This is a genomic window from Ensifer sp. D2-11 (assembly GCF_054161295.1).
Map to the genome: position 1 here is coordinate 230,544 of NZ_CP096433.1, position 17,689 is coordinate 248,232.

Genomic DNA, 17,689 nt, shown 5'->3' on the forward strand with positions numbered 1-17,689 from the left:
TGAAGGTACCCACCTGATTGCACGCAAAGCCGCCATTCGCAAGAAAAACGCGAAGCTCTTATGCCGTTCCGTCACAGGAATGACGATTATAATCGATTAGAGTTGCGTTGACTTTCGGGGCTGGGCGTCGCAAGAAAGTGCCACGCAAATCAAAACGGAGTTCCGTAGGAAGCCGTGTCTAGATATCCTTTTTCCAGAGTGAAGCCGGGGTCGATGACGTTTGGATCCATCCTCCTGTTTTCCTTGGCAATTTCCGCTTCATTTCTCTCTGCCGGCGATGCCCGCGCCGATTTTCGAGTCTGCAACGGGACGCAGACTCTGGTCGGCGTGGCAATCGGTTATCGGGCCAAGGAAGGCTGGGTGACGGAAGGCTGGTGGCAGGTTCCGGCGACGACCTGCGCCACGCTGATCGAGGGCGAACTTCAGTCCCGATATTATTATCTCTACGCGGAAGATGCGGCCAAGGGCGGCCGTTGGACCGGCGATGTCAACATGTGCGTGGCCGAGAACGAGTTCAAGATCGTCGGCGTGCAGGACTGCTTCGCCCGCGGCTTCCAGCGCATGGGATTCAAGGAATACGACACGGGGCGGCAGGGAAGCTGGATGGTTCAGCTTTCCGACACGCCCGGCACGCAGGAAAGCCAGAATTGATGAGACGGAACAGGAAAGTCAAAATCCTCGCGACGCTCGGGCCGGCATCGGCCGACGAGCAGATGATTCAGAAGCTGCACGAGGCGGGGGCCGATCTGTTCCGTATCAACATGAGCCATGCAAGCCATGAGGTCATGCGCACGCTGATCGAGCGGATCCGTGTGGTCGAGGCGCGCTGCGGCCGTCCGATCGGCATCCTCGCCGATCTGCAGGGGCCGAAGCTGCGCGTCGGAAAGTTTGCCGAAGGCAAGGTCGAGCTCAAGATCGGCCAGACCTTCACGCTCGACAACCGCGACGTGCCCGGCGACAGCCGCCGCGTCTATCTTCCGCATCCGGAGATCCTCGAAGCGGTGAAGCCCGGCCATCGCCTGCTCATCGACGATGGCAAGCTGCATCTGCGCGCCGAAAAGACCGACGGCAAGAGCATCGTCACCACGGTCGTTTCCGGCACGCGGATTTCGGATCGCAAGGGCGTCAGCCTGCCCGATACCCTGCTTGGCGTCGGCGCGCTGACGGACAAGGACCGCGTCGACCTCGACGCCGTGCTGGCGACGGGAGAGGTCGATTGGGTGGCGCTTTCCTTCATCCAGCGCCCTGAGGACCTTGCCGAGGTTCGCAAGATCGCCCGCGGCCGCGTTGGACTGATGTCGAAGATCGAGAAGCCGCAGGCGATCGAGCGGATAGACGAGATCATCGAGCTTTCGGATGCGCTGATGGTGGCACGCGGCGACCTGGGCGTCGAAATGCCGCTCGAATCCGTACCGGGACTTCAGAAGCAACTGACGCGTGCCTGCCGGCGAGCCGGCAAGCCGGTCGTCGTCGCCACGCAGATGCTCGAATCGATGATCTCCTCGCCTGTGCCGACGCGCGCAGAAGTGTCGGACGTGGCTACCGCCGTGTTCGAGGGTGCCGATGCGGTGATGCTTTCGGCCGAATCCGCCTCCGGCGAGTACCCCGTCGAGGCGGTTTCGACCATGGCGTCGATCGCCAGCAACGTCGAGCGCGATCCGCATTATCCGGGGATCATCTACGCTCAGCGCACGCCGCCGGAGGCAACGGGCGCGGACGCCATTTCGCTTGCCGCTCACCAGATCGCCGAGACGCTCAAGCTTGCCGCAATCGTGACCTACACCTCCTCTGGCACCACCGGCCTGCGCGCGGCGCGCGAGCGCCCCCAGGTGCCTGTCATCGCGCTTTCGCCGATCGTCCAGACGGCCCGCCGCCTTTCCGTGGTCTGGGGGCTGCACTGTGTCGTCACAGAGGACGCGACCGACCTCGACGATATGGTCAACCGCGCCTGTCGAATCGTCTCGACGGAAGGCTTCGGCAAGCCGGGAGACCGCATCATCGTTACCGCCGGCGTGCCGCTCGGTACCCCCGGCGCCACCAACATGCTGCGCATCGCCTATATCGGCTCGGACGGCCAATCGGGCATCTGAGCCGCCGCGGTTCGAGCGAGCGCATTTCGAAACTGCCCCTCATCCGCCTGCCGGCACCTTCTCCCCGCAAGCGGGGCGAAGGGACTCGCGGCGCCAACTTCGTCCCCTCCCTACGTTCCTTGCGCCATTGTCAACGGCCGAGGAGGGATGGGAGCCTGCCGCTCGTTCCCTTCGCCCCGCTTGCGGGGAGAAGGTGGCCGGCAGGCCGGATGAGGGGCATTTTTTAACGAGTGCCGGTCACGTGCGGCTGCCGGCAAGCTTTTCCGCGAGCTCGCCGAGTTGCTCCTGCGCCTTCCGGTCGGAGGGGTAGATGTCGAGGAATTGCTGCCATGCGCGCATGGCAAGTTCATCCTTCCCGGCGGCCTCGAGCATGGTGGCCATGCCGGCGAGCGCACCGAAATGGCGGGGCTCCAGGGCAAGGACATGATTTATGTCGGACATCGACTTGCGGAAGTTGCCCATCTGGTAGTGCAGCGTGGCGCGGCGGTTCCAGCCTTCGACATAGTCGGGGGCGAGAGCGATCGCCTGGTCGAGAAGGTCGAGCGCCGCCGTCTGCTTCTCATCGGCAATCGCCTTGCTGGCCCATTGCATCAGGAGATTCACGGTCGCGCTGCCGGAATCCTGCCATTCGAGGCGGATGCGTTCGGCTACCTGCCGGGCCTTGTCCTCATCGCCTTCCTTCTTGAGATCGGCGAAGAGGGCGTCGACACGCTCTTTGGGAGTGGTGAGGGCAGCGACCTCGGCCTGAGGCGCGGGCTCTGCCGCGCTGAGCGGCGCGGCGGCCGCCACCGCGGCGGCTGTCATGGCAAGAGATGCCAGAATCAAGTTCACAAAAACACGCATGGCGGACATCGTAGCCCGCCATGAAACAAGATCAAATCAATTTTGGGAAATCGGCGAGCAAGCCGCCGTATTCCAGTTTTCCTCGGATCGCTGCCGCTTCGGGAAACGTGCAGTCACCCAAGTGGTACGATCTTTGCGCATCCGCCAAGACGCGCGGCGCTGCAGGCACGGCCTGCAGCAAGCATCAGCCCTGGCGTGCCTTGAAGCGCGGGTTCAGCTTGTTGATGATGTAGACGCGGCCCTTGCGACGAACCAGGCGGTTTTCGCGGTGACGGGTCTTCAGGGACTTGAGCGAATTCTTGATCTTCATTTTTCCTGATCCGCAGGTTTCGGGGAACGAAAATTCGCCCGGTAATTCCAACAATCAAAAGCGCGCCGTTCAGCGCGCTGTTCAAGTAGGCAGGCACATACCGTGTCGACCCAATCGTGTCAACCGCGTGCCGGGGATTTTGCCGCCTGTCCCCGCCTTCCGTGGCGTCCCCGTCAGAGCAGGCGGGTGAAGTGCCCCATTTTGCGGCCGGGCCGCGCCTCGGCCTTGCCGTAGAGATGAAGGAACACATTGCGCTCGGCAAGCAAGTCCGGAACGCGGGCGATGTCGTCGCCGACCAGGTTCTGCATCACGCAATCCGAATGGCGCGACGGGTCGCCGAGGGGCAGGCCTGCAATCGCGCGGATATGCTGCTCGAACTGCGAAACGACGCAGGCGGCCTCCGTCCAGTGGCCGGAATTGTGTACGCGCGGCGCGATCTCGTTTGCGACGACGCCGCCGTCGGCCAGAACGAAGAACTCGACACCGATGACGCCGACATAGCCGAGCGCGTCGAGGATGGCGGTTGCCGCCTTGCGGGCGGCCTCCGTGGCTGACGGACCGACGGATGCGGGCACGGTCGAGGTGTGGAGAATGCCGTTGCGATGCACATTCTCGGCAGGATCGAAACAGGCGGTCGTGCCGTCGGCCGCGCGTGCGGCGATGACCGAGATCTCCCGGTCGAACGGCACGAAGCTTTCGAGGATCAGCGGTACCTGTCCGAGCGCGACATAGGCGCCGGCCGGATCGTCGGCAGCGGAACGAAAGACGCGCTGGCCCTTGCCGTCGTAGCCGAGCCGGCGGGTCTTGAGCACGCCGGCGCCGCCGAAGTCCGCAAGGGCGGCCTCGAGGTCGGTCTGGCTGTCGACGGGTTGGAACCCGGCGGTGGCGATGCCGCAGCCGTTGATGAAGCGCTTCTCGGCGAGGCGGTCCTGTGCCACTTCCAGCGCCTTCGGCGGCGGAAAGACCGGCCGCGAACGGGCGAGTTGCTCGGCGGCCGAGACCGGGACGTTCTCGAATTCGTAAGTGATGAGATCCGCCACCCGCGCAAGCTCGTCCAACGCGCGCGGATCGTCATAGGCGGCGACGATCTGGTCGTTCGCCACCTGCGCCGCCGGGCAGTCCGGCTGCGGCTCGAGCACCACGGTGCGGAAGTTCAGGCGGGCAGCGGCCATGGCCAGCATGCGGCCAAGCTGGCCGCCACCGATGATGCCGATGGTCTTCATGCCTCGTCTACCGGATATTCCGCGACCGATACGGTCTGCTGTTCGCGCCAGTCGTCGAGACGGTCGGCAAGATCCTCGTCACCGAGCGCGAGCACGGCGGCGGCCAGAAGTGCCGCATTGATGGCCCCCGCCTTGCCGATCGCAAGCGTGCCGACCGGAATGCCGGCCGGCATCTGCACGATCGACAGCAGGCTGTCCTGGCCGGAAAGCGCTTTCGACTGGACCGGAACGCCGAAGACCGGAAGCGGCGTCATGGCCGCGCACATGCCGGGAAGATGCGCAGCACCGCCTGCGCCGGCGATGATCACCTGGAACCCCTCGTCGCGCGCGCCCTTGGCGAAGCGGACCAGGCGGTCGGGCGTGCGATGGGCGGAAACGATCCGGGCTTCGTAGGCGATGTCGAGCGCCTCGAGCGTGTCGGCCGCGTTCTTCATCGTCTCCCAGTCCGACTGGCTTCCCATGATGATGGCAACGGGCGGGGGCGTAGTATCGGTCACGTCTCGGTCCATTTCAGGCGATGATGTCGGGAATGATCTGGTCTTCGATCTTGGTGATCTTGTCCTTGATGGCCAGCTTCTTCTTCTTCATGCGCTGGACGCGCAAGGCGTCGCAGCCCGTCTGGATCATCGCGTTGATTGCCGCGTCGTAGTCTTCGTGTTCCTGCCTCAGGCGCGCGATAGTCAGTCTGAGTTCGGCCTGGTCCTGGTCCGGCATGCAAAGCGATCCCCATAAGCCCGGCTTCGCCGATCCGCGATCCGGAAATTCCTGCGTCGCTCTACCACATCTTGGTTAGCGACGGGAAGTTACCCGGCGTCATCATTTCGCCTTCGACAAATGAAAAATGGCATGGCACAGTAAAAAGGTTTCAACCATGGAACATCCGGCATTTGCGTGCCGGATGCAAGCTAAAGGGAAGGGACTGCCAATGACCATTGAGGCTCATCTTGCAACGCTTGAGAAAAAACATGGCGTCCTTGAAGAGGAGCTACACGAGGCTCTGAACTCTCCGTCCTGCGAGGACGAACTGATCAGCGAACTCAAGCGACGGAAGCTGCGCATCAAGGACGAAATCGAAAGACTCCGTTCCTCGACGCACTGAGCGTGAACGGTATTCCCGATTGCATCGGGACGCATCGCCGCGCGGAGCTGCAGAGGCGATGCGACGATAGGGTCAAAACAATCCCGAAAAGATAGATTGCATTGCTTGACCGGGCCAAGGTCCGGTCGGCTTTGCACGGCCGAGCGGAGTGCATCAGGACCAGAATTGGTCCAGCCACAGGTTGAGCCGGTCGAAGCCCGGCCTGTTGATCGCGTAGATCCGCCGTGTGCCGCTGGTCGATACCGATACCAGTTTGCAGTCGAGCAGGGCTTTGAGATGCTGGGAGACGGCGGGCCGGCTGATCGGCAGACCTTCGGCGAGCTCGTTGACGGTCCTTGGCGCGCGCCTGAGTTCCTCCAGCAGATGGCGCCGGTTCGGATCCGCAATGGCATCGAATGGGTCCGCGATCGTCATGAGCGGACGTTAGGCGAATTCCCCCGGAGCGGCAAGGAAAATTGTGCGGTGCGGAATTGCACTTCGCGCCGCAGCATCGGCTACACTCCTCCCGATATGATGCTCCGGAGCCCATCCCATACGAGCTTCGAGCCGGCGAGGAAGGCCATCGTGTACATGAAGGGATAAAAGATCTGCGGCTTCATCCGCCGGACGATCCAGGCGCCGCAGGCGGTCGCGACCATGGCCAGCGGGAAGAGCGTTGCCGAGGTCTTGAGATTGCTGAAATCGAGTTGGCCGAGGGCGAAATAGGGGATGAGCTTCACAGCATTGAGGATTGCGAAGAAGCGCACGATGGTGCCGGTATATTCGCGCGGCGCGAGCTTCAGCGGCAGTGCGTATATCTGGAAGGGCGGACCGCCGGCATGGGCGACGAAGCTGCCGTACCCGGCGAAGGAGCCCCAGAGTGCTGCCGGACCGGCGCGCTGCGGCTTCGGCTGGATGGGCGCGCCATTGCGGCTGCGCCACAGGGTGTAGACATAGCGCAGTACGAAGACCACGGTGATGAGCCCGATGATCAGCCTCAGCGCGTCGCGGGGCACATAGGCGGACGTGGCCCAGCCGATGGCGATGCCGGCAAGCGCGCCCGGAAGGAGCATCACAAGGGTTGGCCGATCCCCGTGCTTGCGCCAGATCCAAAGGGAAACGATGTCCATGGCGATGAGGATCGGCAGCAGCAGCGCCGCGGCCTGTACGGGCGAAACGGCCATGGACAGGATCGGGACGCCCATCAGCGACAGGGCCTCGCCCATGCCCCCCTTGGACAGGCCAACGAGCAGGACGGCCGGAACGGCAACGAGATAGAAGTCGATGTCGGGAAGCATTGGCGGCGGTTGATCCTTTTGTCATCTCCGTCTATCGGTTTTCCCGAATGAAATCGAGTGCCGGCTTCCGGCCCGAAGCGAGATCGCCAGGATTGACCCATGAGCAACATTGAAGACCGCTGCCGCCTCGTGCTGGTCGTTCCGGATATCGCAGATAGCGCGGAACGCGCGAAGCTCGTCGGCGAGGCGCTGAAGGGCGGCGACGTAGCGTCGGTGATCGTGCCGCAATACGCGCTCAGCGATGCGGATTTCCAGAAGCATGCGGAAGCGCTCGTACCGGTGATCCAGCAGGCCGGCGCCGCGGCCTTGATAGAGGGCGACACGCGGGTCGCCGGACGGGCGAAGGCGGACGGTCTCCACATCGCCGGCGGTCCGGATGCGCTGGCCGATGCGATCGAGCGGCACGCGCCGAAGCTGATCGTCGGCGGCGGCAACGCCACCGACCGTCACCATGCGCTCGAGATCGGCGAGCTGCGGCCCGATTACGTTTTCTTCGGCCGCACGGATGGCGACATAAAGCCGGAGGCGCATCCGAAGAACCTGGCACTCGCCGAATGGTGGGCGTCGATGATCGAAATTCCCTGCATCGTCATGGGCGGCACGGATCCGCAATCCGCGCTTGCGGTCGCTGAAACCGGTGCCGAGTTCGTGGCGCTCCGCCTTGCCGTCTTTGGTGAGGCCGGTCAGGCACCGTCGGTGGTTGCGGCCGTGAACGCATTGCTTGACGAAAAAGCGCCACGGTTTGAAGGTTAAGACCTGCCGATGGTAATCCGCTCTCTCCTGAAATCCAGCCGGCCCGCAGCCCTTGCCGCCGCGATGCTTCTTGCAGTCGCGCCGGCAGCGGCTCAGCAACCGGTCGCGCCTGCGCCGGCCGACGAGGGCAGCGCGCCGAAGCGCGGGCGGATCACGCCTTTCAACGGCGCTGTACTGCCGGAGGATACGGAGCGCAAACCGGCAGCGGCCGGTCCGGAAAAGCCGAAGGCCAGCGACGGCAGCGCGCCTTCGAAGGGCGTCACCGTGTTCGATCGCATGGGAGCCGAATTGCCGGCTCTGCCCGAGGAAAAGCCCTTCACCGGCAAGATCGACGAAGCCTATGGCGCCTTCCAGCGGGGTTACTACCTGACGGCGATGGACCTTGCCTTGCCGCGGGCCCAGCTCGGCGACCCCGCCGCCCAGACGCTCGTCGCCGCGATCCTGGAACAGGGCCTTGGCGTTGCGCGCGACGCCAAGGCCGCCGCCTTCTGGTACGGCCAGGCGGCGAACAATGGCGACCCGGCCGCCATGTTCAAATATGCGCTGATCCTGATGGAGGGCCGCTACGTCAAGCGCGACCGGAAGAGGGCCGACGAACTGATGAAGAAGGCTGCCGATCTCGGCAACGCCTCGGCCCAGTTCAACTACGGGCAGACGCTCGTGGCCGACATGCCGGGCGAGCGGGGGCTGAAGGCGGCGATGCCCTATTACGAGAAATCCGCCGAACAGGGCATTGCGGATGCGCAGTATGCGCTCTCGCAGATCTATCTCAATGTCGACGGCATCGAGGAGAGCAAGCGGGCCCGTGCGCGCGAGTGGCTGCTCAGGGCGGCGCGGGCCGGCTATGACACCGCGCAGCTCGACATTGCCATCTGGCTGATCGAGGGGATCGCCGGCGACCGCAATCTCGAAGAGGGGTTTGCCTGGATGAAACGCGCCGCCGAAAGCGGCAACGTCGTCGCCCAGAACCGGCTCTCCCATCTCTATGTCAATGCCATCGGAACCCGTCCGAACCCGGTGGAGGCGGCAAAGTGGTACGTGCTCTCGCGCCGGGCCGGCCTCAAGGACGATGCGCTCGAGGATTTCTATCTCGGCCTCAACGAAACGCAGCAGAAATCGGCGCTGACGGCGGCAAACAAGTATCGCTCGACCTGACATGCGTCGGCGGACCCGATCTATTTCGCTTGAACTTCCGGGGTTTTTGTGGTCTTGAAGCCCCGGTTTTGTCCGTGGCCTTCCATCCCCGTGCCGCCGCGGACGGAGTGACGTCTCACTCGGTTTTTTGACGACGGTTCCCTTGCCCGCGCTTCGAGCTGCGGCCCGCATGCGGACTGTCAGACAGGTTCAATGTCCGGTCGAGCGGTCTCGGCCGGCCTTCGCTAGAGGAATTGCCGTATGGCCCGCTCCGCCCTTCTCAATGTCATGGTCCAGGCCGTCTTCAAGGCCGGCAAGTCGCTGGCACGCGATTTCGGCGAAGTACAGAACCTGCAGGTTTCCTTGAAAGGCCCGGCCGACTACGTTTCGCAGGCGGACCGCAAGGCCGAGCGGATCATCCGTGAGGAGCTCATGAAGGCCCGCCCGACCTACGGCTTCCTCGGCGAGGAGGGCGAGGAGATCAAGGGGACGGACGGCGCCCACCGCTGGATCGTCGATCCGCTCGACGGCACCACCAATTTCCTTCACGGCATCCCGCATTTCGCCATCTCTGTCGCGCTCGAGCGCCAGGGCGAGATCGTCGGCGCGGTCGTCTTCAACCCGGCGACGGACGAGCTCTACACCGCCGAGCGAGGCGGCGGCGCCTTCCTGAACGACCGCCGCCTGCGCGTCGGTGCGCGCAAGGCCCTCTCCGATGCCGTGATCGGGACCGGCACGCCGCATCTCGGCCGCGGCAATCACGGCAAGTATCTGGTCGAGCTGCGCCACGTCATGGGTGAAGTCGCCGGCATTCGCCGCATGGGCTCCGCCTCGCTCGACCTCGCTTATGTTGCGGCCGGTCGCTTCGACGGCTTCTGGGAACGGGACCTTGCCGCCTGGGACATGGCTGCCGGCCTCTTGCTCATCCGCGAAGCGGGTGGGTGGTCCACCGATGCCGAAGGCGGCAGCAAACCGCTGGAAGCGGGTTCGATCGTCTGCGGCAACGAGCATATCGCGAAGGCGCTTCGCGAGGTGATCCAACGACCGATTCCGTCCAAGTAACGGCAATATAATTCACCCGGAACCGTGCAACGTTTCCGGGATGGCGACATGCATAAAACAGCAACCTGAAGCGCGCCCAATGAATTCGATTTGAATGCGACGCGCTTTAGGGCCGTGCCCTTTGTTTTCCCTTCAATTCGGCGCAAACTTCCACTAGTCTCCGGGCCAATACGGATGGCCTGCGGCCATCGGCAGCACCGCTCTTCGATCGTCCTCGATTCGGGAATGGTGCAGCAATTCAGAGTGATGCGGCCGCCCTCTTGTTCGTCGGACAGGCGCGGAAGCTGCCGCAAAACCGGGAGACTGGCGAACTTATGGCGAAACTGAATCTGTCCGGGTGGCGCGATCGCGAAGACGTGGAGGAGGACTACGGTCCGCACAAGCTTTCGAGCCCGATGCCCTATTTCTGGACGATGGTCCTTTTCCTGATCATCGTCGGTTTCGTCGCTGCGATCCTCTTCCGCCAGGCAAGCGAGGCCTTCGCCGGCAATCCCGGCCTCAACGGACTGATCCTGGGCGTGCTCGTGATCGGTATCCTGCTGGCGTTCAACCATGTCCTCAGTCTGAGACCCGAGGTTCGCTGGTTCAACTCCTTCCGTGCCGCCGGCAGCGCCGACAAGGTCGGGCGCGATCCGGTGCTGCTTGCGCCGATGCGGGCTCTCATCGGGGGCCGCCAAACGACGGCAATCTCGACGGCCGCGCTCCGGTCCATCCTGGATTCCATCGCTGCGCGCCTCGACGAGTCGCGTGACATCACCCGCTATCTCGCCGGCCTTCTCGTTTTCCTCGGCCTTCTCGGTACGTTCTGGGGCCTGCTCGGCACCATCGGTTCCATCAACACCGTCATCCAGTCGCTGGATGCGGGAAGCGGCAGCACGGACGATCTCCTGAGCTCCCTCAAGGGCGGCCTTTCGGCGCCTCTCACCGGCATGGGAACGGCGTTCTCCGCCTCGCTCTTCGGTCTTTCCGGTTCGCTCATCGTGGGCTTTCTCGATCTGCAGGCGGGACGCGCGCAGAATCGCTTCTATACGGAGCTCGAGAACTGGCTCTCGTCGGTAACCGACGTCAGCTCCGGTTTTTCCTCGCCGGGCGACATGACCGACGGCGCTCCGGTGGAAGAACTGCGGCGGCTCACCGACCAGCTCACGCGCCTGACGCATGACGGCGGCGTGAACCAGCGTACCACCGCCGCGATGGCAAGCCTCGCCGAAGGCATCCAGGGCCTCGTCAAGAATATGCGCGGCGAGCAACAGATGCTGCGCGACTGGATCGAGGCGCAGCAGGAGGAGGCCAAGGCGATGCGCAAGACGCTCGACAGGCTGACGGCGCGCATCGGCCAGGCCGACCGGATCACCGTGCAAAGCGAGAAGGCCGTAGGACAGGCGAAGCTCAGCCGCATGGAAGACAGCGGAGGGGATTGATCATGGCGCTTTCCCGACGCCGCGAACCGCGGGCGATCAACTACTGGCCGGGCTTCGTCGACGCACTCTCGACGCTGCTCATGGCGATCATGTTCCTGCTCAGCGTTTTCGTCACCGCGCAATTCCTGCTCGGCAGGGAGATCAGCGGTAAGGACGAGGTGCTGAACCGGCTGAACAGCCAGATCAACGAACTCACCCAGCTTCTGGCGCTGGAGAAGAGCGGCAAGCAGGATCTCGAGGATTCGCTCGCCAATCTGCAGGCGTCGCTTTCACAGTCGGAAGGCGAGCGGTCCCGCCTGCAGGCTTTGCTCGACCGGGGCGCCGGCAGTGCCGAAGTCGCAGACGAAAAGATCGGCCGGCTTGGCTCGGAACTCGAAAACGAGCGGCAGGTCAGCGCCCGGGCGATGAGTCAGATCGAACTCTTGAACCAGCAGATCGCAGCGCTTCGCAGCCAGATCGCCGCCATCGAAGGTGCACTCCAGGCATCCGAGGCGAAGGACGACGCCTCGCAGGCCAAGATAGCCGATCTCGGCCGCAGGCTGAACGTCGCCTTGGCGCAGCGTGTCCAGGAGCTCAACCGCTACCGTTCGGACTTCTTCGGTCGGTTGAGGGAGATCCTCTCGGATCGGGAAAACATCCGCATCGTCGGCGACCGTTTCGTCTTCCAGTCGGAAGTGCTCTTTCCGTCCGGCGGCAGCGACCTGAACCCGGAAGGGCAGACCGAGATGGCGAAACTCGCGACGGCCCTTCTCGACCTTGCCAAGGAAATTCCGGCGGAGATCAACTGGGTGCTGCGCGTGGACGGCCACACGGACGATGTTCAGCTGTCGGGGATAGGGCGCTTCCGGGACAACTGGGAACTGTCGTCCGCCCGTGCTACGTCCGTCGTCAAATTCCTGATCTCGAAGGGCGTTCCGGCCGACCGCCTGGTGGCGGCCGGCTTCGGGGAGTATCAGCCCATCGCACCGGGCGAAAGCCAGGAAGCACGCGCGCAGAACCGCCGCATCGAGCTCAAGCTCACGGAGAAATAGGCGCGGGCGAAGCGACGAACAGTGCTTCGGCGCCGTGGTCGAACTGGAGCCGCGCGAGCTTCGCGTAGAGCCCGCCCTGGCGGATCAGCGACTCGTGGGTGCCTTCCTCGACGATACGGCCATGCTCCATCACCAGGATGCGGTCGGCCTTGAGCACGGTGGCGAGCCGATGGGCGATGACCAGCGTCGTGCGCTCCTGCATCAGGATGTCGAGCGCCTTTTGCACCAGCGTTTCGCTCTCCGCATCGAGCGCTGAGGTCGCCTCGTCGAGAAGAAGGATCGGAGCGTTTTTGAGGATGGCGCGGGCAATCGCGATGCGCTGGCGCTGGCCGCCCGAAAGGGTCACTCCGCGCTCGCCGACCAGCGTGTCGTAGCCGTGATCCAGCCTGCCGATGAACTCGTCGGCCTGTGCCGCAACGGCGGCGGCGCGCACCGCTTCGCGGCTTGCGTCCGGCACGCCGAAGGCGATGTTGTCGTGCACCGAGGTGGCGAAGATGGTCACGTCCTGAGGCACGATCGCAAGCCTCTCCCGCAGCTCCTCGGGATCGACGGCGCGCACATCCGTACCGTCGACGCGGATGGTGCCCTTCGCCGGGTCGTAATAGCGCAGGAGCATCGAGAAGACGGTGCTCTTGCCGGCGCCGGACGGGCCGACGATGGCCACCGTCTCGCCCGGTCTTACCGCAAAGCTCAAGCCCCTAAGACTCTTATAGTCCGGCCGGGCGGGATAGGCGAAGTGGACGTTCTCGAACTCGACCGCGCCTGTGGCAGGGACGGGCATTGCGACCGGATGCTCGGGCGCCTCGATCTCCGGCACTTCGTTCAGCAGCTCGTTCAGGCGCTCGGCGGCGCCCGCCGCCTGCGAGAGCTCGCCCCACACCTCCGAGAGTGCGCCGAGGCTGCCTGCCGCAAAAACGGAATAGAGCAGGAACTGACCGAGCGTACCCGCGGAAAGCGAGCCCGCCAGGACGTCCCGTGCACCGAACCAGAGCACGGCGACGACGCTTCCGAAGACCATGGTGATGGCAAAGGCGGTCAGCACCGAGCGCGCCCTGGTCGCAGCGCGCGCGGCGCGATAGGCCGCCTCCACCGCGCTGCCGTAGCGCGAGCGCGCGCTCTCCTCGCCATTGAAGGCCTGCACGGTGCGGGTGGCGGCGATCGCTTCGCCGGCATAGGCGGAGGCAGCTGCGAGCATGTCCTGCGCTTCGCGGGAGCGCCGGCGTACCGAGCGTCCGAAGCCGACGAGCGGGAAGACGATGAGGGGGATGGCCGCAAGCACGAGGCTCGAAAGCTTCGGGCTCGTATAGACCATCATGCCCATCGCGCCGAGACAGAGGATCAGGTTGCGCAGCGCCACGGATGCCGTCGCACCCACCGCCGACTTGATCTGCGTCGCGTCGGCCGTCAGCCGCGAGACGATCTCGCCGGACTGATTGACGTCGAAGAACGAGGCCGAGAGCTGCATGACGCGTGCGAAGACGTCGCGCCTGAGATCGGCGACGATGCGCTCGCCGAGCGAGATCACGAAGTAATAGCGGGCGGCACTGGCAAGGGCGAGGACCACTGCAAGCACCATCAGCATGGAGAAATAGGTGTTGATGAAGCCGGAATCGGAATTGGAGAAGCCGTGATCGATCATCCGGCGAACGGCCAGCGGCAAGGTCAGCGTGGTGGCCGCTGCAATGGTCAGAGAGACGGCAGCGCCGATCGCGAGGCCGCGGTAACGCGAGAGATAAGGCAGCACGGTTGCGAGCGGGCGTATGGACCTGCGCGCCGGCGTTTGTTTTTCTTGTCTTGGCACAGAGCCCCCCGTTCGCCTGTCACGGGGCCACAGCCTTGTGCGCCGCCGAGGCGCCAGAGCTGTGCGACTGCGATCTGCTGCCGTCCAGGACCGGTGCCGATCCGACGAACCATGCAGAGATCACAAGTCTTCCGCGCGGCACTTGTTATCCCGCAGACCTTCATGTATAGGCACGGCATCGAATTGGGAAGCCGCGGCCCAAGAGCGGTCTGCGGCTTCATTTACGTGTTCGGTCCCAAAGTCGCAATGCCTTGCGACAATTGGACCCTGGAACTCTAGGAAGATTGTTATGAAGGCAGACATCCATCCCGACTACCACACGATCAAGGTTGTCATGACCGACGGCACCGAATACGAAACCCGCTCGACCTGGGGTACGGAAGGTGCGACCATGAACCTGGAAATCGATCCCAAGTCGCATCCGGCCTGGACCGGCGGCAACCAGCAGCTCGTCGACCGCGGCGGCCGCGTTTCCAAGTTCAAAAAGCGCTTCGAAGGCCTCGGCCTCTGATATCAGGCGCTCGACAGCGTGTTTCGAAGCCCGGCAGTGCCGGGCTTTTTTGTTGGCTGCCACATTATCTTGCCGGCTTTTGGGCAGGTGGTCCTCGTTCGGGTCGCCGGTGCATGATCCTCGGTCAAGCCGGAGGATGACACCTGCGCGGGGACATTCCAGCCTATACATCGCGCGACGGCGACCCGATTTTTCCTCCGTCATCTTCGGGCTTGACCGGGGCTTGACCCGAGGATCCAACCGCAGGCATTCATTTCACGCCCGCGCCAACAAAAAACCCGGCACACATGGCCGGGCTTTGGATTTCAGGGGCAGGGGCCTGCCTCGCTCAACTCGCCCCGAAGGCCGTCTGCAGCAGCTTGATCTGCGCCTTGACGCCGTTCTGGTTGTCCGGAACGAAGCTCGTTGCTTCCTGGGGCCGATAAATCTCGCGGTCGAGCAGTGCGACCCGGTTCTGCAGCCGGAGCGACCGCTCGATGAGGTCGCGGAAGCTCTCCGGCAGATCGTTCCAGCCCGGCGCGCTGCGGTCGACGTTGAAGCTGTCCAGGCGCACCTTGCTCTTTTCCGACAGGACCTGCTCGCGGCTCATCTCGCCATTGTTGACGGCCCGCTGCAGCAGGAGCCACGAGGCCATCTGCATCAGCCGGGTGGTGAGACGCATGGACTCGGCAGCATAGAGAACGGATGCCATGCGGGGCAGCACCTTGGCGGCGGTGCGGCCAGGACCGTCGAGATAGCTTGCCGTTTCCTCGACCAGGCCCATCCCTTCAGCGTAGAGCGCCTTGAACTGCGCCGATGACGCAGCGTGACCGGCGAAACTGACGGTATTCAATCCTCTTTCGGACATGCCTGTATTCCCTGGTTCCAACGCATCACGACTGTCAGGTAACGGGCGGCTCTGGGAAAAGTTTCCTGAGGCCCCTCCATGCTCGAAGAATGATCCCATACCGCATTCCGCGCAAGGGCATTCTTAAGAAAGGGTTAATCTCCACACTTCTTTGAAGGCCGCCTGTCGCAAAGCAAAAAAAAGAGCCGCGCGAAGCGGCTCTCAAGGTAAAACAGGGAGAAAAATCAGACCCATTCGCCAGTCGGTGAAATTGTCTGAGTCCGGAAGGACCGGATGCTCAGACAATCGCAGAAAATGCTTAATTTGCGGTTAAAGGCCAAGCATTCTTCTGGATTAAACGTGCTGGAACCATTCCATCAGCGCTCAACGGAAAAGGCTTTCGGCGGCCGAACGGCTCGCCGATTTGCGGTTCCTCTCCGCTTCGAGCCTTGCAATTTCCTCCGTCAGAAGCGCGATGCGCGCGTTCAGCTCGTCCACGGAGAGCAGCGAAAGATCGCTGCCGATCTCGTGCTCGGTCTTCTTTTTCGGCTGGTCCTCGTCATACAGGCTCATTCGATCTCTCCTCTTCCTGGGGATCGTCGGCGCCTTCGTCCGGCAGTTCCTCCAGCGGAGCCGCACGCGGCGAGAGCTGCAGGCTCTCCGGCGTCGTCGCCGTGCCGGCATTGACCGGCGAGAAGTTTTCGCGCTCGGCCGCGGGCACCGGTGCGCGCCGGCGGCTGCGGACGATTGCATAGGCAGTGATCAGCATATGCGCACAGGCCGTGATCATGAAGAGGCCATAAGGCCCGCTGGCGGTCATTATCGGCCCGCCGATCGTCGGGCCGATGATCGTGCCGATGCCGTAGAGCAGCAGGAGCCCGCCGGAAACCTTCACGAAATCCTCGGGCGTGGCGAAGTCGTTGGCGTGGGAAACCGCGATCGGGTAGAGCGCATTGGCGGCCGCGCCGTAGATCGCGATCAACGTCAGAACGATCCAGACCTGGCCGGGCTCGACGAGGAAGATCAGGAGGCCGGCGAGAGCGCCGACCCCGGCGAGCGCGGCAAGCACATAGCGGCGGTCGATACGGTCGGAGATGCGGCCGGCCGGCAGTTGCATGACGGCGCCCGAGAAGATCGCGACGCTCATCATCGCCGCAACTGTGCTGTCCGACAGCCCCGCCTGGCGGCCGAAGACCGCGCCGAGCGTGCCGAAGGCGCCGTTGGCGATGCCGATGAGCAGGATGCCGAGGAAGGAAACCGGCGAATTGCGGTAGAGGCCGCGCAGATCGAGGCGGACCTGTTTCAGCGGCTGCGGCGAGGCGGCCCTGGACAACAGCGTCGGCAGCATGGCCACGCAGTAGAGAATGCCGCAGATCATGAAGAAGAAGGTCGTCGACGTTTCGCCGAAGGGAATCATCATCTGGCCGCCGACGACGCCGAAAAGGGTGATGGCGATATAGAGCGAGAAGATCACGCCGCGGCTCTCATTGGTGGCGCGCTCGTTCAGCCAGCTTTCGATGATCATCGACGTTCCGGCAGTGGAGAAACCCGTGACCGCGCGCAGCGCCAGCCACCAGATCGGGTCGATCAGAATGCCCGTCAGCAGGGAAACGATGGCGATCAAGGCCGTGAACACGCTGAAGGCGCGCACATGCCCTATGCGCTTGACGACGTTCGGCGCGAAGAAGCAGCCAAGCACGAAGCCGGTGGCCCAGAGCGTACCGAACAGGCCGAGGATGGTTGTCGGATAGCCCTCCGCGGTGCCGCGCACCGGCAGGAGCAGGCCCTGCAGGCCGTTTCCGAGGAAGAGAAACAGGGTACCGAGCAGCAGCGCGGCAACGGGAAGCAGGTTATTTCTCATCGTCCACCCGGAATTCGTTCGCCCTTCGGCGTGTCGTGACGAGGACCGCCGCTCTGCCGATGGAAATCAATACCACCGGTCATTGCAAATCGACGGCGAAAACAATAGCCCTCTATGCGACGAAAAGTGACGTCCGTATGGCGTCGCTCCCATTGCGGCGGATCTTCCCGGAAATGAGCGAATGTCAAAGGCACTGACGGTTCTCCTGCTGCTGGCCATGTGCGTCCAGCTCATCAAGCCGCTCGGCTTTCCGGGCCTCAGGCAGCGCCGCGATTTCTGGAAGATTGCCGTCTTCGCCATCGTCGTGATGATGGTCACGGTGCTCGTGCGTCCTTGAACTCCTGCCGTGCCACGCGGGATCTCGATTCTCCGGCGGCTCGGCGTTCCCCGAGAAACAGCAGCTTGGGCTAGGGCCGCGCTATTGTCGTCACCAAGTCGCTCTATCTC

21 protein-coding genes are annotated in these 17,689 nt (G+C 63.7%); 10 read left to right on the forward strand and 11 right to left on the reverse strand.

The annotated features are described in order from the left end of the window. Nucleotides 1–213 precede the first annotated feature (213 nt). Entirely contained in the window at nucleotides 214–651 is a 438-nt protein-coding gene (locus M1D34_RS01015) for a DUF1036 domain-containing protein (RefSeq protein ID WP_003531042.1), read from the forward strand. Then, nucleotides 651–2,090 (forward strand): pyruvate kinase, encoded by a 1,440-nt coding sequence (pyk, locus tag M1D34_RS01020; protein ID WP_003531041.1) that lies wholly within the window; start codon nucleotides 651–653, stop codon nucleotides 2,088–2,090. Before M1D34_RS01015 ends, pyk begins: the two co-directional genes overlap by 1 nt. A gap of 237 nt (nucleotides 2,091–2,327) precedes the next feature. Here the strand turns inward: pyk and M1D34_RS01025 are convergent, their stop codons facing one another. From M1D34_RS01025 to M1D34_RS01045, 5 genes are all read right to left on the reverse strand, one after another. Beyond that, entirely contained in the window at nucleotides 2,328–2,942 is a 615-nt protein-coding gene (locus tag M1D34_RS01025) for a tetratricopeptide repeat protein (protein ID WP_003536033.1), read from the reverse strand. 175 nt (nucleotides 2,943–3,117) lie between these two features. Further along, entirely contained in the window at nucleotides 3,118–3,243 is a 126-nt protein-coding gene (gene ykgO, locus M1D34_RS01030) for a type B 50S ribosomal protein L36 (RefSeq protein ID WP_010970191.1), read from the reverse strand. Between the two features lie 173 nt (nucleotides 3,244–3,416). Beyond that, the gene (locus M1D34_RS01035; protein ID WP_127597893.1) at nucleotides 3,417–4,466 is read right to left on the reverse strand and encodes a 5-(carboxyamino)imidazole ribonucleotide synthase; all 1,050 of its coding nucleotides are present in this window, start codon (nucleotides 4,464–4,466) and stop codon (nucleotides 3,417–3,419) included. Continuing rightward, complete coding sequence (gene purE, locus M1D34_RS01040) at nucleotides 4,463–4,975, reverse strand: 5-(carboxyamino)imidazole ribonucleotide mutase (RefSeq protein WP_003536030.1); 513 nt, start codon at nucleotides 4,973–4,975, stop codon at nucleotides 4,463–4,465. Before purE ends, M1D34_RS01035 begins: the two co-directional genes overlap by 4 nt. A gap of 1 nt (nucleotide 4,976) precedes the next feature. Next, on the reverse strand, nucleotides 4,977–5,180 hold the full coding sequence (locus M1D34_RS01045) for a YdcH family protein (RefSeq protein WP_003536028.1): 204 nt from the start codon (nucleotides 5,178–5,180) through the stop codon (nucleotides 4,977–4,979). Nucleotides 5,181–5,391: 211 nt separating this feature from the next. On the opposite strand from M1D34_RS01045, the gene M1D34_RS01050 reads away from it, so the two are divergent. Then, nucleotides 5,392–5,565 carry a YdcH family protein gene (locus tag M1D34_RS01050; protein ID WP_003536026.1) on the forward strand — a complete coding sequence of 58 codons (174 nt, stop codon included), beginning with the start codon at nucleotides 5,392–5,394 and terminating at the stop codon, nucleotides 5,563–5,565. Between the two features lie 153 nt (nucleotides 5,566–5,718). Here the strand turns inward: M1D34_RS01050 and M1D34_RS01055 are convergent, their stop codons facing one another. Both M1D34_RS01055 and M1D34_RS01060 read right to left on the reverse strand, forming a co-directional pair. Next, the gene (locus M1D34_RS01055) at nucleotides 5,719–5,979 is read right to left on the reverse strand and encodes an ArsR/SmtB family transcription factor (protein WP_027992118.1); all 261 of its coding nucleotides are present in this window, start codon (nucleotides 5,977–5,979) and stop codon (nucleotides 5,719–5,721) included. An 80-nt stretch (nucleotides 5,980–6,059) separates the two neighbouring features. Then, the gene (locus tag M1D34_RS01060; RefSeq protein ID WP_498780270.1) at nucleotides 6,060–6,842 is read right to left on the reverse strand and encodes a sulfite exporter TauE/SafE family protein; all 783 of its coding nucleotides are present in this window, start codon (nucleotides 6,840–6,842) and stop codon (nucleotides 6,060–6,062) included. 99 nt (nucleotides 6,843–6,941) lie between these two features. Here M1D34_RS01060 and M1D34_RS01065 point away from each other — a divergent pair, with 99 nt between their 5' ends. From M1D34_RS01065 to M1D34_RS01085, 5 genes are all read left to right on the forward strand, one after another. Next, on the forward strand, nucleotides 6,942–7,595 hold the full coding sequence (locus M1D34_RS01065; RefSeq protein WP_003536020.1) for a thiamine phosphate synthase: 654 nt from the start codon (nucleotides 6,942–6,944) through the stop codon (nucleotides 7,593–7,595). A 9-nt stretch (nucleotides 7,596–7,604) separates the two neighbouring features. After that, nucleotides 7,605–8,750 (forward strand): tetratricopeptide repeat protein, encoded by a 1,146-nt coding sequence (locus tag M1D34_RS01070; protein ID WP_003536019.1) that lies wholly within the window; start codon nucleotides 7,605–7,607, stop codon nucleotides 8,748–8,750. A gap of 240 nt (nucleotides 8,751–8,990) precedes the next feature. Beyond that, nucleotides 8,991–9,791 (forward strand): inositol monophosphatase family protein, encoded by an 801-nt coding sequence (locus M1D34_RS01075; protein ID WP_018096807.1) that lies wholly within the window; start codon nucleotides 8,991–8,993, stop codon nucleotides 9,789–9,791. Nucleotides 9,792–10,105: 314 nt separating this feature from the next. Continuing rightward, nucleotides 10,106–11,212: a MotA/TolQ/ExbB proton channel family protein gene (locus M1D34_RS01080; protein WP_003536017.1), complete on the forward strand. Its 1,107-nt coding sequence runs from the start codon at nucleotides 10,106–10,108 to the stop codon at nucleotides 11,210–11,212. A gap of 2 nt (nucleotides 11,213–11,214) precedes the next feature. Beyond that, nucleotides 11,215–12,243 carry a peptidoglycan -binding protein gene (locus tag M1D34_RS01085; protein WP_003536016.1) on the forward strand — a complete coding sequence of 343 codons (1,029 nt, stop codon included), beginning with the start codon at nucleotides 11,215–11,217 and terminating at the stop codon, nucleotides 12,241–12,243. Here M1D34_RS01085 and M1D34_RS01090 read toward each other — a convergent pair. Next, a complete protein-coding gene (locus tag M1D34_RS01090; protein WP_498780274.1) occupies nucleotides 12,230–14,044 on the reverse strand; it encodes an ABC transporter transmembrane domain-containing protein in 1,815 nt (604 codons plus the stop codon). The two genes, M1D34_RS01085 and M1D34_RS01090, sit on opposite strands and share 14 nt — an antisense overlap. Nucleotides 14,045–14,333: 289 nt before the next feature. On the opposite strand from M1D34_RS01090, the gene rpmE reads away from it, so the two are divergent. Next, nucleotides 14,334–14,555 (forward strand): 50S ribosomal protein L31, encoded by a 222-nt coding sequence (gene rpmE, locus M1D34_RS01095; protein WP_010970183.1) that lies wholly within the window; start codon nucleotides 14,334–14,336, stop codon nucleotides 14,553–14,555. A 328-nt stretch (nucleotides 14,556–14,883) separates the two neighbouring features. Here the strand turns inward: rpmE and rcdA are convergent, their stop codons facing one another. The 3 genes from rcdA to M1D34_RS01110 form a co-directional block, all read right to left on the reverse strand. After that, the gene (gene rcdA, locus M1D34_RS01100; protein ID WP_003536013.1) at nucleotides 14,884–15,402 is read right to left on the reverse strand and encodes a protease adaptor protein RcdA; all 519 of its coding nucleotides are present in this window, start codon (nucleotides 15,400–15,402) and stop codon (nucleotides 14,884–14,886) included. 363 nt (nucleotides 15,403–15,765) lie between these two features. Then, nucleotides 15,766–15,954: a DUF1192 domain-containing protein gene (locus tag M1D34_RS01105; protein ID WP_003536012.1), complete on the reverse strand. Its 189-nt coding sequence runs from the start codon at nucleotides 15,952–15,954 to the stop codon at nucleotides 15,766–15,768. After that, nucleotides 15,941–17,242, reverse strand: coding sequence for an MFS transporter (locus M1D34_RS01110; RefSeq protein ID WP_003536011.1), 1,302 nt, complete (start codon nucleotides 17,240–17,242; stop codon nucleotides 15,941–15,943). The genes M1D34_RS01105 and M1D34_RS01110 overlap by 14 nt, the downstream gene beginning before the upstream one ends. Nucleotides 17,243–17,423: 181 nt before the next feature. On the opposite strand from M1D34_RS01110, the gene M1D34_RS01115 reads away from it, so the two are divergent. Continuing rightward, entirely contained in the window at nucleotides 17,424–17,579 is a 156-nt protein-coding gene (locus tag M1D34_RS01115; protein WP_003536010.1) for a hypothetical protein, read from the forward strand. Nucleotides 17,580–17,689: the final 110 nt, after the last annotated feature.